This is a genomic window from Embleya sp. NPDC059237 (assembly GCF_042754105.1).
Taxonomy (GTDB): Bacteria; Actinomycetota; Actinomycetes; order Streptomycetales; family Streptomycetaceae; genus Embleya.
In genome coordinates this window covers 19,161-34,005 of sequence record NZ_JBHZAE010000032.1, presented here as the reverse complement: position 1 = coordinate 34,005, position 14,845 = coordinate 19,161, and the positions used below count along the sequence as shown (strand labels likewise).

Sequence of the window (14,845 nt, the reverse complement as noted above, 5' to 3'; positions counted from 1 at the left end):
GGTCTGCCACCGGCCGCTTGCCGAGGCCCCGGTGCCCCGTGGACGACACATCCTGTGCTGAGGCGGTGCCGACGCGTTCGAGTACGGCCGGCGCCGGTTCCGTGCCCGGGGGCGCCGGGAAGGTATCGACCGGAGGGGCGACGACGAGGGGGAACGTGGGCACGCGTGAGGAGTTGTTCGAGAGGTATCGCAAGAACGCGGGGACGCTGGCGAAACGCGCGTGGGACGACAGCGACCAGAGCCCGGAGGAGGCCGCGGCGCTCGCACAGGTCTATGCCACGCTCGCCCTGGCCGTCGCCGTCGAGCACCACACCGCCAAGGACCGGTCGGGTGTGCTGATCGACACGCTGGAACGGCTGCGATTTGCCCTGGGCAAGCTCACCGCCCAGGTGGCGGGCCGCAGATAGTGCCCGCGGTCGACGTGGCGGAGGACCAGACGCGGGCGGCCGAACTCCTGGCTCGGCGCGCCCACGAGGTGGGGCACGTGTCCGGACGGGACCCGTGGCGCGCGGTGCTGTGGTGGATCAGCCGGGGCCGCGGCGGGGCCGGCCGCAGGCCTGGGTAGTCGTCCCCCGGCTGAATACCTTGCGGCAGGACACGGAGGAACGCCAAGCCTTATCGAGGGATGACGTGTGCTTGTCGATCAGTCACGAGTGCGCGCCATCGGTTCCGGGTTTGGATCTCGCCGTCGATCCACTGTGCCGACGAAGGAGCGGGAAGGGGCAGGTCGGCCATGTAGTACGCGATGTCTGCATAGTAGGTGTGGGAACCGTTGCGAGCGAGGTCATCCAAGCGGCGGATTGAGGCGGTGACTCTGGGGAGGTCGGCTAGGACTGCGTAGTGGAAGCACACCGCGAGTTCGAGTGTGGGGTGTGCGGAGGCCAGGCCTGCAATGCCAATTTCGGTCCGCAGCCTGAGGGCATGGTCTTCGATGTCGGCAGCCGTTCCGGCATCGCGAACGAGGGCGGCGATACGGGTGGTGAGCGTCGTGGCTCGCAGATCGAGCCCGGCGAGGAGTTGTCGGGCCAGGACGAGTTCGTCGTCCGCGAGAACGGGGTCGGTGAAGGCGAGGACAAAGGCGCGTTGGGCCTGGGCTGTTGCGCGCTCTCCTGCGACGCCGTGTTGTTCCGCTTCGGTGCGGGCGGCCTCGTACGCCGCGGCAGCGGCGTTCATGTCGCCCTGGATCCATCGGACGTCGCCTTCGACGCGTCGGTGGCGTCCGTTCCAGCCGAGCGCAGAAGCCGTAGCGAGTGCGGTGGGGAAGTCTCCGGAGAGGCGGGCGAGGTGTGCCAGGCCGCGGCGCGCGGCGGGAGCGAGTCGACTTCCGCCGTTGGCAACGCGTTCCATGCCCTGACGCGAGGCGGCGGACCGGCCGAGGTCGCGTTGGGCCTTCGCCAGGTAGTAGATGGTCATCTCGTGCAGATCCGTGGGCAGTAGACCGCCGGTGGCGACGGCGGCGAGGCGGTCGGCGGTTCGCTCGCGGTGCTCGTGTTGGCGGCGGGCGAGTGTGTTGAGCAATTCGATCAAGGCGTCAGCGGGGGTGCCGAGTGACTGTCCGCGCGCGCTGGGGAGGCCCGGTGGTGGTGCAAGAGGTTCCCACACCGAGTCGCCGACGTAGCGCCAGGCGGCCTCGGCGAGCCAACCGAGGTCGAGTACGAAGTCCGCGGCCAGGCGCAGACCTTGACGTAGGCAGTCGACGAGCAGTGGGCGGTCGTGTGCGGGGCCGGCGGCCCATTGGTCGCCGAGTGCTTCGAGGGCGCGTTCCGCGGCAGCCTTCCAGTCCTGGGATGACCAGCGGTCGTCGGTGCGGTCGTCGGCGGTGCGGAGTGTGGAGCGGATGAGGGAGTGCACGTGATAGGGCCGCAGGGCGAGGGGATCTTCGCGGACAAAGGGTCGTTCGATCAGGCGTTGAGCCGGTGCCTGGTGTGTCATGCCTGCGGTGCGGGTGGCCAGGGACAGATCGAAGGCGTCGAGGAGGGTCACCGCTCGCAGGACGTGGCGTTCGTCGGGAGTCAGGTCACTGAGGGTGCGGGCAACGAGGGCGGCGAAGTCGTGTGAGAAGTCTTCGGGTTGGGGGTGTCCACCGTTGCGGCGGATCTCGAGGAATCGCATGACCGCCAGGTCGAGGTAGAGCGGCAGACCGTGGGAGCGGGCGGTGATGACTCCGCGCAGGGTCGAGTCGATGAGGGGTTGGCCGTCGCGGGAGAGTCGACGGGCGAGATGGTCGTTGCAGTCCTCGGGGGAGAGGTCTCCGATGAGGATCTGCCGTCCGTGGGGCTCGTTCGTGGAGGTTCGGGTGTCGTGCGTGGCCAGGCCGGGCCAGGCTGCCGGACCTGTGTGGTCGAGTTGGCCTTGCAGGGCGTGGTCGGCCCACTGGAGCCGGCTGCGCCCGGTGATGACGAAGAAAGCGGTGGGCATCAGCCATACCACGCGCTGAAGTAGGCGTTCGAGATCGCGATGGGTACGGTCGCCGATCTCCTCCCAGGTGTCGAACAGGATCACCGGAGTGACCCGTTCATCGGCCGGGAATCTGGCAAGTTCCCAAGCGAGCAGATGGGGAAAGAAGGACAGCGTGTCTGGGTCGGGTTCGGCTTCCAGGAGGTCGGCGAGTCGGCGGCATCCGGCGAGGGCGCGCACGGTGCGGCGACGCTCACGCAGGGCGCGCACCAGGGAGGTGGTCACCTGGCCGATTGCGGATCCGACCGCGCCGGGGAGCAGGAGTGCCTGGGCCACCTCCGACAGCGCTGCCTGCATCTGTTGGGGCAGAGTTCTAGCGGCCCTGCCTGCAAGACCTCGCCGCTGCAGGTACTCCTCGAGGGGCTCACCGGGATGGGCATGTTCCCAGTAGCGACGCAGCGCGATGTCGAAGGCGGGCAGGGGGCGATTGACCTTGTCGGCCAAGGCCAAGCGGATCGTGAGGAGGACGTGTTCGAAGTCGGTGCCGGCCGAGCGGGCGAGGTCGATGCGTATAGGCAGGAGTTGGTCACCGGCGTCGGGTGTCCAGGGAGGTTCGCCCCATTGGGCTGGTCGGCGCTTGTGGCCGGGGAGAGATGCCTCGACCTTGCGCGAAAGAGTGGACTTGCCCACGCCGCCCACGCCGTGGAAAACAATCAGGTTGTTCCGAGGCGCCTCCAGGTCTTCGACGTCGACGTCTGCGGTGACACGTAGGTGTTCCGCGAGTGCGGCTCCGACGAGCGACCACTGCTCCTGGCGGTTGACGAACGCCTCGTCGGTGTCCAGGCCCGGCTCGTTCGTAGCGAACACTGCTCTCAGATCCCGCCGACCTGTCACATCCACCCCCAGCTAATGGCCGCCGAACGCCAACCTAGCGGCCGACGTATGGTGACACCCCCCTCTTCCCAGCCAGTTGTCGGCGGGGCGGGTGGCACGACGTGTGGAACCATCGACGTGACACAGAATGATGTTTGTTGTGTGTTTCTGCCCCGTCGAAAGGTGGCCTTCGTGGAGTTTCGCTCTGGATCCTGCGGTGCACCGCGCGTATTCGGCGCGGTGGCATCGAGTGGTCTCAAGGAGGGTGATTACGAGCGCGTATTCGCGCTGATGGAGCAAGTGATCGGCTGGTACACCACGCGGATTCTCGCTGAGGCCAGGGCCCGCACGCCGAACGCCGATGTCCTGGTGCGGCTGCGAATCGAGAGGCAGGCGTGTGTGGCGGATCGACAAGCGTTGGAGACGGCGCCTCCGGAACAGGTGGTAGTGGTCGCGGCCGCCTACGATGCGCGCTTCGTGGAACTCGCCGGACCGTAGTGGGTGTCCGGAAGCGTGCGTGGCACCGGCAGCTCGGCCAGTGTCCGTGGCGCGACGAGGGACGGCGGTCGCATTGACGAGGGCATCAAGGGTGCGGCGAGTCCCGCGATGTCCGCCAGTTCGTGCCGGTGCTGGGGCAACGCCTGCCACAACCACCTCTGGACGGTGAGGAACTCGGCTGCTTCGCATGCCGTGTACGGACGGCACTGCTCGCGTAGCAGTGCCCACGCGGCACCGGTCGCGCGAACCCACCGTCCGTCCGGGCCCCGCTCGTTGCGATAGACCGCGGTCTGGTCCCGCCGCATGATGATCACCGAGTCCACGAGTGCATCGCGCTCGGCGACCTCGAGAGCTTCGAACACCGCGCGGAGACAGCGATTGTGACCTGCCACGGTAGTGAAACGGGCCGGGCCGGATTGGTCGGCTTGCGCATATCGGGCGGCGGTTCCCTGGCGGCTGTCGGCGGGACGTGCGGCAACGACCACCAGTTCGATCCGGTAGCCGGCCTGTCGAGTCAGGATTGCGTCGCGGGTGAATGCAGCGGCGCTGCCGGGGGCGATCTCGACGATCATGTCGCCGCGGCGGGTGCGGACGTGGGCCTTGGCCTCTTCGCGCCAGGCCTGGTAGTCGGCGCGGATGCGTTTGCAAGCGCTGCGTGGGCACTCTTGGAGCAGTTGCAGGTAGTCGGGATGACAGATTTTGAAGTTCTCGGCGACGATACGGGTGGGGTGGCGCTGGTGGAGGGCACGGTGGACCAGGCGGGCGGCACGTGTCTTCCCGGAACCGGGTTGGCCCATGACGTAGTACATATTCGGATGTTCGTGTGCCGTGATTTCGCCGAGGTCGGGAACGATCAATTCTTCGAAGATCCACGTGTGTTCGGCGGTGGTCAGTCGGTGGTAGTCGACACCGGGCGGCTCGATGACGGCCCGGGCGATCCGCCTTACCGGTTCGGCGAGGGCGAGAGCGCGTTTGCCGTCGCGTCGGGCGGTGAGTTGCTGGTCGCCGCCCGACGGCTCGCGATGGACACGGTCGTGGGTGTCGGCCAGGTTCGCGCAAAAGAACACGGTCTCCCGTGCGGTCCATGGTCGGGTCCGCTCTCCCAGGACTGCCCGGTCTGCTGCCGGAGAGCGAATCCAGGACCCGTCGGCGTCCAATTCGTTCGTATATAGAAGGGTTGTATCGCGGCGTACCACTGTGAGGCGGTCCGCGAGGGATTCCGTCTCGATCATCGCGAGCACCTGGGGCAGGGCCCGTGCGCAGTGGTCGTGATTGTCCCAGGAGACGTAGCGGCCGCAGCTGTCGGCGGCCCCGGTGATATAGCGGTCCAGTACTCCGAGTTGACTCCATGCCTCCGATGTCGCCAATGCGAGGACTTCCACCCGGAATCCGGCGGATCGGAACATCCCTGCATCCGTGCGAAACGCGTCGCCGTCGGCGAGGGACGTTTCGACCACCGCATCGAATCCCTGCGTGCGAACGTATGCCTCGAGTTCGGCCTGCCAACCGCGGGTGTCCGCGCGTACTTTCGCACCTGCGGTACGGGCATCCCGAACCAGCGATTCGGCGTAGCGTCGATGGAAGGTCTTGTAGAGGTCGGCGCCGATTCGCACCGAGCCGCCGCGGTGATCGAGGGCCGCCTGGATCAGATCGGCAATCGCCGTCTTGCCGGCGCCGGGTTGACCTGCGACGAACACGACCACCGGGTGGTTCTGGGCGATGGCACCATGGGTCGACGTCGGCAGGATGGTCCGGGCCATCACATTGCGGTGCTCCTCGTCGCCCGGGTCGGCTTCACGTCCTGGTCGGAACGCACGGGGCGAGGGTGGTTCGTGGGTGGTCACCGATCTCCATCCGTGGAGCGGACACGAAAGCCGCTGTGTCCGGTGGTTGGTGGGGTTGCCGCCGGATGCGTTCGGGCGGTGGGACAGGACGGCCAACGGCTACGTTGTCCTCTGGGTGGGGGCGACTTCACGGCGTAGGACCTACTGCTGCGTCGAATTGGCGCCGCGGTGATCCGGCGAGCGGCATCGCCGGGTCGTGTCCTTTGGTATCTGGATGTGGCGGCGCGGCATGCGCTGCGGTCGCGGGGAAGGTTCGCCGACGATGGCTGCGGCTGTCGCGACCGACGGGCCGCGGATCAGACGCGGCGAGTCGGCTCCGCCTCGACGTCGATGGCTCGCGGCCGAAGTGCATCGACGCACGTGCCGATGCGCTTGGTTCCTGCGGAAGGTGTATGGTCCGCCGCGCGCGGCAGGGCAGGTTGTCGGGTCGGTGCTCCGGCGCCGGTTGTGGCGGTGGGGATCGACGGCGACCGGACCAGGAAGATTCCGCTCTGGTGGGGGCTTTCCTGGGAGTGGGCTTCGAGAGTGTCGATGTCGATCGACGCGGGCCATCGGGTTCCGGTCTTGGACCAGAGCACGCCGGTGAGTTCGTCGGTGGTCAGCGCCAGATCGCGGAGGTCGGAGGTCGTGAAGTCGTGGATCAGGGCTCTCAGCGATCGTTCGTTGAGGCTCAGAGGGAAGCGCCCGAGGACGAGTCCCATTTCGTGACGCGCCTCGGTGAGGGATCGTTGGGCGAGGCGGGCGGCGTATGTGACGGCGGCGGTCAGGGCATGCACAAGGTTTGTGGAGTCCGCCTGGCTCCACATCTGTGTTGGGACCGGTGGCAGCGGCCACGCATTGGGGTCGAGGAGACGTTTGGAGCACTCGAGGGCATCACTGACGGCGTCGATGAGCCTGGTGGTGTTGTTGCGAGTGTCGGCAGTTGTCCAGGCTTGGTCCAGGACGTGGAAGGCCAAGCTCAGGATCTTCTGGTGGATACCGCCGATTCCGCGCAGGGCGTGGTGCTCCCGGGCTTGGGAGCGTACCTGTTCGTCGCTCGGGTCCACGCGAGCTGCGTCCACGAGGTCGTCGAGCAGGTTCGTGGTGTGGCGGCGTGCGTGGCGCAGCTCCCGGGTGATGCGACCCGCGAGCGCGAGATCTCGGAGGGTCGACGTCACCGGTGTTCTGTGGCGGAGGGCCAGTCGTTTTTGAGGATCGACGGATTGCACGAATCGCTCGAGCAGGAGGCGCTGGTCCTGCTCGGTGTCGACGGTGGTTGGGGTTGGTGGGGAGACGACGGGATCGGGCCAGGACTGCGTCAACGGGGAGTATTCCCGAGGTACGATCGCCGCCAGCCCGCCTTCGATGTCGACGACTTCGACGAGGTTGTCGACGAGTGTGGCGTGGCGGGATTGGAGCAGGATCTCGCATAGTCCCGCCTCGACGTCCAGGGCTCGGTCGAGGACGGCTGCAAGGAGGTGTCGGTGTCGGTCGAACTCGCGGATGGCAGTGTCCCGGGTGCGCTGGTTGGTCACTGGTTGTCCTTTCTCGGCTGTACGAACTGCGCCGCTCGTCGTCGCCCCTTCAGTAGGTTCGCGCGCACGGCTTCGCTGGTCAGGCCGAGTTCCCGGGCTATCTCCGCAGGGGTGAAGCCGGCGAGGGTCCAGGCGACCACCTGGCGTTGACGCGGTGGCAGCGTAGTGAGCCATCGCAGGGTGTCCTGGCGGAGTTCCCATTCGAGGAGGGCGTCCGGAGTCGGGAGCAACGATGTCGGCTCCGGTACGTCTTCGACCGGTGCCTCGCGCGTGTTGGCGATTCTTCTGGCCAATGCCCGGGAGGCGGTGGTGTGGACCCACGCCTTCGGGAGACGGATGTCCATCCACTTGCTGTAGGCCAGGGTCATCGTGTCTTGGGCGATGTCCGCAGCCACGGTCACGGACGCGCCTTGACTGATCAGGAATCCGGTCAAAGGTCCCACGGTGGCGCGATAGAACCTTGAGAACTCCTCGTCTACGGTGGCTCGCATTCGGCTTGTGTTGCTGTCGCTTATGGCCGCCCCGGACCAGGGTCCTTCGGAACCGTGAGGAAGGCTTTGCTCGCTCATGCGGCGTCGCCTTCCAGGCATGCGACGGTGCGATCGACTGCCGTCCACGGGAATGCACCCACGGAACCGTGCTGAGCGGATACCGGGGGTGCGCCTCGGGGCCCCACCGGGGTCGTGTCGGCGGCGCGGGTACGGTCTCGTCCCTGACGCGGGTGCTGTGGGGGGAAGGTGCGGGTCCTGATGGTCGAGATCGTGACAGCGGCCATGGCCGAATCCATGCAGAGGTGCCCCTTCTCGTAGTGGCGGGCCGCGTTGCCACGGCCCTCGTAGGTAAGAGGCTGGGAGGGTGTCGGGCGTGAACTCCCCGAGCAAGATCCTTTTTGGGGTGGTGCGGGGGTGAGGCGCGGCCTCGCGCGTGGCCGCGCAATTGCGGAGGTTCGCAGGGCGACTACTCGAGTGGACGTTCGCCTCAAGGGGTCGTTGCCGCGCGGTTCTACCGTGACGGCAGCCTCGGGGGTGAGCGCTTGTGGCGAGCCGGTCGGGCGACCGTCGACATGTGGATGCCGTTGCGGGGTGTCCTCCGGGTGATCCCTTGTCCTGGCCTGGGATCCGGTACATCCGGAGGGGTCACGCAGAAGGTGTGTATCCACGCTGGGGCATGTCCGCGTGCGGGGGTTCCGGCAACGGGTGCCGGAACCACCGCTACTGCCATCGGGTCAGATTCGTCCGGCGAGCATCATGCGGCCGGGGAGCCAGGTGCGTGGAATACAGACCTCTCCGAAGTCGGGATCCTCCACCTCTCGGATCCCGGATTCCGCGTATGTCACGTAGGTTTCCGGATCCGTTGCGGAGCGGTCTGTCGTGTTGGCATTCGGCGCCTGTGCCGGGGAGGCGGGCGAAACGTCGTTGCGGATGTGGGAGGCCCACCGCTTCTCGTCACGGGGTTCGTCGGCCACACGGTGGTGCAGAACGAGGAAGTGCACGGCTTCGTCTTCGTCGGCGCCTGCGGCGAACTTCCACCAGAACGCGGCGGGTTCCGCGCGGCCGGTGAGGTAGAGCAGACACGAGAACACCACGGCTCCGGCGGGAAGGCGTTCGTTGACGAAGGCGGTGAGTAGCCGGCTGGTGCTGGGGCGGCCGATAACCTCGCGACACAGCTGCTCGAGTTCGGTCGCGGCGCGGTCCTGGGCGGTGACGGGATCGGTGAGGATCTTGTCGCTGTCCGGAGGCGGCGCGGGGCAGGATCGGAGGAGAGCGGCTGTCAGGCTTTCCTGGACGATACGCGAGGCCAGGCGCTGCGTGGCAGCGGTGGGGTCGTAGTCCGCGAAGGCCTGGTCGAGGGCTCGGCGTTGCTGTTGGAGAGCGCGGTCGAGGGCGTTCATGCTGTCATTCCCTGGGGAGGGCGAGTCCGGGTCGGATCGAGTGGGACGGTGCCGTCCAAAACCATCACGAGTTGCCTGCGCGCGATGTGCACGTGGGATCGGACCGTGGACACGGTGACCCCCAGGTAGGCGGCGACGTCGGGAATCGGGATCTGCATCACCAGGTGTAGGCGTGCGCAGGCGGCGCGTTTGGGCGGCATTGCGGCGATGGCACCTTCCAGGAAGGCGCGTTCGGGTACGAACCCGGCGGGGTCACCGAGATCGTGCCCGGCGGACGCGACGTCGGGTGCATCGGGGTCGGTGAAGTCGACGTGGATCTCGGTGCGGTGGTGGTGGCGCCTTCGCCAGTCGACGATCTTTCCCTGGAGCATGCGGAAGGCGAGCGCCCGGGGAGGGCTGATGTGGTCGACGAGTGTGTTCCAGCGTTTGTACATCTTGAGCATGACGTCGGAGACGATGTCCTCGGCGTCGTGGAGCGACCCCAGTCGCCGCTGTGCGTATCGGATGAGTTCCGGACGTTCGGTGTATGCGAATTCGACGAAGCCGGGACACGTCGTGTCAGTGGCCTTTTCAGGCGGTTCCGGTGCCGGGTCGCGCTGTGCGGGCACGCGTGGTGCGGGGCGAGCGTCGAGGTGCTCGGCCAGGAGACGAAAGGCGAGTCCGGTGGGTGGGGCCTCGCTGCGAAGCAACTTGTCCCATTGACGGAAAAGGGCAACCAACACGTCCGCGACGGCCCGTTCGGCGTCCTGGACGGACCCGAGATGTTGGAAGGCGTACCGGGTCAGGGTGACCTGGTGGGTGAGGACGAATGCTTGGAAGTCGTTGGGGAGCAGGTCCGAGAGGTCGATGGCGTCGATCGGGTCATGGACCGCATGGTCGGGGAGTTCGGTCATCGTCCCCCGCCTTTCCCGCGCGCGGAGCGCGCCGTGTCGTGGCAATGGTCGGGGGTACCGGTTGTGGTCGCGCGTTGTTTCGGGGCCCGGATGGGCGGATTCAGGACCACGATGAGCACGCCTATGACAAGCCAGATTCCTCTGGTCGTGTCGGGTCCGATGGTGCCGTTCAAGACAGTGGTCCTTCCGGAAACGAGGGGATGCCGCGCTCGTGACGCCGGGGTGGCGTCCGGATTGGGCAGGCACGGGGTGGGCCTTCACCCGTACCCCGAATGGCGGGGCGCTTGTGTCCAATGAGACGGGTGGGAAATTCCGCAGATTCGACAACGGCGACCGATCACCGCGCGGGCATCGTCCGCCCGGCGCGGCGACCTGCGGGAGTATGGAACGGCGCCGCTCCGGGGGTGGGGAACGGCGCCGTGTCGCAGGGCCGGCAGGAGGGGTGCTTCCATGGAGTCATGACCGTGCTTGTGGCCTGATCACTGGCGCCCGGGCGCAGGCGGCCCACGTCAGGGGCCGCGGACCGAGGGCGGGCGCGCGGCCCGTCGTCGGCTGGTGTTCACGCGAACCCGGCCATCGAAAGGCGGCAGTGGAGCCAGGCCCGGGGTGTGCAGATCTCGCCGAGGTCGGGGTGATCGATCGCCTGGATGGCCGACTCCGCCCGGGCAACATAGGTTTCGGCGTTGCCCGGCACAACGGCATCGGAGTCGACCGCCGCAGGAACGGTGGGTGGGGTGTCCTCGAGGATGCGGTCGGTCCAGCAGTCGGCATCGCCCGGCTCGCCCTCGGCACGGTGGTGCAGGACCAGGAACCGCATTGCCTCGCCTTGTTCGGCTCCGGCGGCGAACTTCCACCAGAACACGGCTGGTTCGACCCGTCCGGAGAGGTACAGCAGACATGCGAACACGATCGCGCCGTCCGGAACCCGATGGTTCACGAAGTCGCCCAGAAGGCGATTGGTGTCGGGACGGGCGAGGACGAGGCGACACAGGTGCTCGACCTCGGCCGCGGCCCGGCCGCGGGCCGCGTTCTCCCCGGCGTCGGCTCGCTCTTCCCCCCGGGCCGGGACGGCGTGAGGACGAATCAGCGAGGCTGCGAGCCCTTCCTGGACGATACGTGAGGCCAGACGCCGCGTGGCGGCGGCGGCATCGTAATCGGCGAAAGCGTCGTCGAGGGCACGACGATGCTCACGAAGGGCCTGCTCAAGACGGCTCATATGTTCTCTCCCTGAGGTGGGCGGGGCCGGACGGGATCAAGGGGCACAGTCCCCTCCAAAATGGCTGTGAGCTCCCTGCGAGCGAAGTGCAGATGCGAACGGACGGTGGAGATGGTCACCCCCAAATAGGCGGCAATGTCGGCCGGCGGTACCCGCATCACCAGGCCGAACCAGGCACAGGCACCACGCTCGGGCGGCAGAAGGTCGAACGCCCGGGTGAGCAGATCCCTTTCGGACCCGGACCGGCAAGGATCCCCCTGTATCGAGTCGGAGGGACGCCTCGGGCCGGTGGAGTCAACCGCTACTCCATCCACGGACCCCCGACGACCACGCTGCCTGCTGTCGGCCATCCTCTGGAGAATGCGGTAGGCAAGGACCTGCGGTGGGCTACGGTGCTCGGCGATGAGATCCCACCGCATGTACATGGCGAGCAGGACCTCGGTGACAACGTCCTCGCTGTTTCGGTCCACGACCCCCGGGTGCCTGCTTGCGTAACGGACCAGCGCTGGTCGATGGGCGCGTGAGAACCCAACGAATGCGTCCGCCCACGGACGCGCCGGAACGTTGGGACGTCCGTGCTCCGGGCGATGCGGCGCGATGGCACGTCGGGCACGGGCTCGCCCGCCCGCCCGGTCCTCCAGGATCTCCAGCAGACGACGGAAGACGAACTGCTTTGCTGATTCGGCGAGTTCGTGCCACCGCTGGGACACCTCGACCATCACACGCGATACGGCCTGTTCGGCCTCCTCCCGCGTGTCCACGTAGCGAAACGCAAACTGCGTGAGGCAGAGCATGTGTCTATGGAGGAAGATGCTGAAATCGTCCGGCAGCGCCCTGGTCGGGTCGATCCCGTAGCCGTCGTCCATGTCCCGGGCCTCGGTGTGATCGAATGGCCGCTCGGGATCGGCGAGGTTGAACGCGTCCAGAAGCCGCTCCGGCTCGAAGACGTCGAACGCGTCCAAGACCTCGATCGCGGTGAGGCCCAAGTCGACCATCTCCGCCGCGTCCGTCGGGTCGAACGCCTCGGGGTCTCGCCACTCAGTCGACTCGCTCACCGTAGTCCCTCACCGTTCCCGCACACTCCACGCGCGACTCGGCACCAAGTAACGACAGAGCAGTACGGACGGGCCATCGCGACCGGACGCGATGGGGGGCCGACTACGGGCACACCTATGACAAGCCAGATGTCTCCGGCGTCGTCGGGACCACAGATGCCATTCAAGACGGCGATCCTTCCGATGTGTGGAATTGCGCGCCCCCGGACGCGACCGGCTCGAACCGGGAACGTCTTGAGGCGCGCGAGCTGCCTTCACCGGTATCCCGCACGGAAGACCGTCCGCGTCCAACCGAAACCGCAAGAACTTTCGAGGCACTCGCGAGCGGAGTCCTGCACACCTTCAAACGTGTGCACCGCCGTCCAGTGAGTAGCGCCACTCGACGTCACGTTCACCGACAAGCCCAAGCGACTCTCCGCAGTGTTCGTGGGTGCCTGCGGTTCCGGCGTTTGCGTTTGCGTTCGCCGCCGTTTCGCAAATGCCGACCGAGACACCGGGCGATTGACTTCTGTGGGCCGCATGACGAGCCCGGACGTGGGCGCCGGAAGCCCAGCCGGTTTCGCCGACCGGATCTGCTGTCGTCGCGACCCTGGGAGTGATATCACAATCGACCGGGAACGTGCCGACACCGAGGAACTCATGGCTCCCATGCGCGAGCGCATGAACGAGACCACACAGGCCCGCTCCGCCATCGAACGCAACCTCGACCTCCACGAACGGATCGCACAACTGGAGGAACGCCGCTCCCTCCTGGACGGCGAGACGGCCACACCCACCCGCCGCGCCGCCACATACGTGCCGAACCGGAGCCTGCCGCGTTCGGTACCACACTCCGCGACACCCTGGACTCCTGGAAGGTCCCCTCCGTCGAGTACGCGGAATACGACCAGTACGCCATGGACGTCCGCGCCGAAGGCAGACCCCGCGCGGTTCGAGGCAAGGGCGTGCGATCCGTCCTGCACTCGGCCTTCACCACCGCCCTGGCCCGCTACGGCCTCGCCAACGCGCGACCCCACCCCGGCTTCGTCGTCCTCGACTCACCGGTCGCCACCTAAGACACCATCAGCAACCCCGTGGGCGAGGACGTCGACATGACCTCGACCGTCGTGGACCACTTCTACCGAAGCATGCTCGACTTCCCGGGACAGCCGTCGTCATCGAAAACGGCGACCCGCCGCCGACGCGATCGCCCGCTGCCGCGCCTACCGATTCGCCCGCGCGGACACCGACAGACCCGGATTCTTCCCCGTGTCCCACAGCGACCGCTGACGCCACGGACACGGCGTCGCGGCCGCGGATGCCCAACGGGGCAAAGTTGGGATGATCGCCGTCGAGATCCGACCGCGGTCCGAGTGCGTGCCATGGTGCCGCCATCACCGGATACCGGCTTGTCGGGGCCTGCCCGAGGCTTCGGTGGGGCAGTTCGCCGAGGGTCTTCCACGAAGCAGCGAACACACGTTTGCCACCAGGGGTGCGAAAGCCCCCGTCCATGTACCGAGCATTGACGCACAACCCCCATACAGGGCTGGCCGGACCCGCCGTACTCGACGCCTGCGCACGGCCTTCCCGTCGTGCGCCGCTTGCTCCACGCAGTTGTTCGTGCCCTCGCTGGCCGTGGCCTTGCGCCAGTGCAGTTCGGTGTCGCGTGCCATCAGGAACCCTTCTTGTCGTTGAGCATCTTCCTGAGGAATCGGAGCGATTCCCGAGACGGCAACGCCTTGGTTCGGATGTGTTCGTGCGCGGTTGCGTAGACGTCGACGGTTTCCGGCTCGGGGTAGAGCGTGGCCGTCAGGCTCGTGACGCTCGGGATGAGCGCCAGGCCGTCGATGTCCAGCAGCGAGAACGGACCCTCCATCCCGGCCTATGCGCCTGCATCGTAGGGAAGCACCTGCACGGTGACGTGCGGTAGTTCCGTTGCGAGGTCGAGGATGTGCCGGATCTGCTCGCGCATGACGTCGCTTCCGCCTACGCTTCGCCGAAGTGCGCCCTCGTCGACGACGGCCCACGCGCGCACCGGTTCGGGATCGGTCCGCCGCAGGATGGACTGCCGGGCCAGGCGGATCTCGACTCCGCGATCGATGGCCTCCGGGCTGCTCCAGATGCGATGGGCCGTGATGATCTAGCGGACGTAGGCCTCGGTCTGGAACAGGCCGGGCACCAGGAGCGGTGCGTGCACATAGATCCGCTGCGCGGCGTCCTCGAGGCTGATGTAGTCGAGGTAGATCTCCGGGATCTGCCCGACGTGCGCGTGCCACCACCCGTTCTTGGCCGCGTCGCGGGCGACAACTTCGGCACACACGTGTCACCGCCCCCGAATCCGACGCCCGGGGGGCGGTCGGCGGGCGTCGCGGGTTCGGAGGAACGGGCCCGCAACTATGGGGGCACATGTCGTGGTGGTCCGGCTCGCCGGGCGAGGTCGGTCGTCGATCGTGCGACGGCGGGGTCGCCCTATCCCGCGCCGCCGGAAGGGAGTTCGCCCATCAGGGCGCATCACCGGTGGGGCGTCGGCCACTCGTCGGCACACAGGCTCGGCCGGTGACCCTACTGTCGCCGCCGGCCCACGCGCCCGGCATACACAGCCACCACCCGGCCGAGGCGTGGAATCTGGATCGGGCTGGGCCATGCACGCAAACGGGCGGATCCGCCACGACACACCGACCGAAC

The 14,845-nt window shown here is 67.4% G+C and carries 12 protein-coding genes and 1 pseudogene; 3 read left to right on the top strand and 10 right to left on the bottom strand.

From position 1 onward, the window contains the following. Positions 1–155: 155 nt before the first annotated feature. Positions 156–407 carry a hypothetical protein gene (locus ACFXKZ_RS50020; protein WP_380014381.1) on the top strand — a complete coding sequence of 84 codons (252 nt, stop codon included), beginning with the start codon at positions 156–158 and terminating at the stop codon, positions 405–407. Positions 408–615: 208 nt separating this feature from the next. Here the strand turns inward: ACFXKZ_RS50020 and ACFXKZ_RS50015 are convergent, their stop codons facing one another. Continuing rightward, positions 616–3,264 carry an ATP/GTP-binding protein gene (locus ACFXKZ_RS50015; RefSeq protein ID WP_380014378.1) on the bottom strand — a complete coding sequence of 883 codons (2,649 nt, stop codon included), beginning with the start codon at positions 3,262–3,264 and terminating at the stop codon, positions 616–618. Positions 3,265–3,462: 198 nt separating this feature from the next. Here ACFXKZ_RS50015 and ACFXKZ_RS50010 point away from each other — a divergent pair, with 198 nt between their 5' ends. Continuing rightward, positions 3,463–3,768 carry a hypothetical protein gene (locus tag ACFXKZ_RS50010; protein ID WP_380014375.1) on the top strand — a complete coding sequence of 102 codons (306 nt, stop codon included), beginning with the start codon at positions 3,463–3,465 and terminating at the stop codon, positions 3,766–3,768. Here ACFXKZ_RS50010 and ACFXKZ_RS50005 read toward each other — a convergent pair. The 8 genes from ACFXKZ_RS50005 to ACFXKZ_RS49970 form a co-directional block, all read right to left on the bottom strand. Next, positions 3,732–5,612 (bottom strand): zeta toxin family protein, encoded by a 1,881-nt coding sequence (locus ACFXKZ_RS50005; RefSeq protein ID WP_380014372.1) that lies wholly within the window; start codon positions 5,610–5,612, stop codon positions 3,732–3,734. The genes ACFXKZ_RS50010 and ACFXKZ_RS50005 overlap by 37 nt on opposite strands. Positions 5,613–5,908: 296 nt before the next feature. Beyond that, positions 5,909–7,126, bottom strand: coding sequence for a hypothetical protein (locus tag ACFXKZ_RS50000; protein ID WP_380014369.1), 1,218 nt, complete (start codon positions 7,124–7,126; stop codon positions 5,909–5,911). Further along, positions 7,123–7,617 (bottom strand): RNA polymerase sigma factor, encoded by a 495-nt coding sequence (locus ACFXKZ_RS49995; protein WP_380014366.1) that lies wholly within the window; start codon positions 7,615–7,617, stop codon positions 7,123–7,125. Before ACFXKZ_RS49995 ends, ACFXKZ_RS50000 begins: the two co-directional genes overlap by 4 nt. A 734-nt stretch (positions 7,618–8,351) precedes the next feature. Then, complete coding sequence (locus ACFXKZ_RS49990) at positions 8,352–9,017, bottom strand: hypothetical protein (RefSeq protein ID WP_380014363.1); 666 nt, start codon at positions 9,015–9,017, stop codon at positions 8,352–8,354. Next, a complete protein-coding gene (locus ACFXKZ_RS49985; protein WP_380014360.1) occupies positions 9,014–9,910 on the bottom strand; it encodes an RNA polymerase sigma factor in 897 nt (298 codons plus the stop codon). Before ACFXKZ_RS49985 ends, ACFXKZ_RS49990 begins: the two co-directional genes overlap by 4 nt. A gap of 559 nt (positions 9,911–10,469) precedes the next feature. Further along, the gene (locus ACFXKZ_RS49980) at positions 10,470–11,126 is read right to left on the bottom strand and encodes a hypothetical protein (RefSeq protein ID WP_380014357.1); all 657 of its coding nucleotides are present in this window, start codon (positions 11,124–11,126) and stop codon (positions 10,470–10,472) included. After that, entirely contained in the window at positions 11,123–12,181 is a 1,059-nt protein-coding gene (locus ACFXKZ_RS49975) for a hypothetical protein (protein WP_380014354.1), read from the bottom strand. The genes ACFXKZ_RS49980 and ACFXKZ_RS49975 overlap by 4 nt, the downstream gene beginning before the upstream one ends. 342 nt (positions 12,182–12,523) lie before the next feature. Next, the gene (locus ACFXKZ_RS49970) at positions 12,524–12,895 is read right to left on the bottom strand and encodes a hypothetical protein (RefSeq protein WP_380014351.1); all 372 of its coding nucleotides are present in this window, start codon (positions 12,893–12,895) and stop codon (positions 12,524–12,526) included. 182 nt (positions 12,896–13,077) lie between these two features. Here ACFXKZ_RS49970 and ACFXKZ_RS49965 point away from each other — a divergent pair, with 182 nt between their 5' ends. Continuing rightward, positions 13,078–13,236: a hypothetical protein gene (locus ACFXKZ_RS49965; RefSeq protein WP_380014349.1), complete on the top strand. Its 159-nt coding sequence runs from the start codon at positions 13,078–13,080 to the stop codon at positions 13,234–13,236. Positions 13,237–13,832: 596 nt separating this feature from the next. Here the strand turns inward: ACFXKZ_RS49965 and ACFXKZ_RS49960 are convergent. Further along, positions 13,833–14,480, bottom strand: a pseudogene (locus tag ACFXKZ_RS49960) (DUF5753 domain-containing protein). Positions 14,481–14,845: the final 365 nt, after the last annotated feature.

Bases quoted from the DNA above. Each gene is read 5' to 3' on its own strand.
- ACFXKZ_RS49995 (WP_380014366.1), bottom strand. From the start codon at position 7,617: ATGCGAGCCACCGTAGACGAGGAGTTCTCAAGGTTCTATCGCGCCACC.
- ACFXKZ_RS49990 (WP_380014363.1), bottom strand. From the start codon at position 9,017: ATGAACGCCCTCGACCGCGCTCTCCAACAGCAACGCCGAGCCCTCGAC.
- ACFXKZ_RS49985 (WP_380014360.1), bottom strand. From the start codon at position 9,910: ATGACCGAACTCCCCGACCATGCGGTCCATGACCCGATCGACGCCATC.
- ACFXKZ_RS49980 (WP_380014357.1), bottom strand. From the start codon at position 11,126: ATGAGCCGTCTTGAGCAGGCCCTTCGTGAGCATCGTCGTGCCCTCGAC.
- ACFXKZ_RS49965 (WP_380014349.1), top strand. From the start codon at position 13,078: ATGGACGTCCGCGCCGAAGGCAGACCCCGCGCGGTTCGAGGCAAGGGC.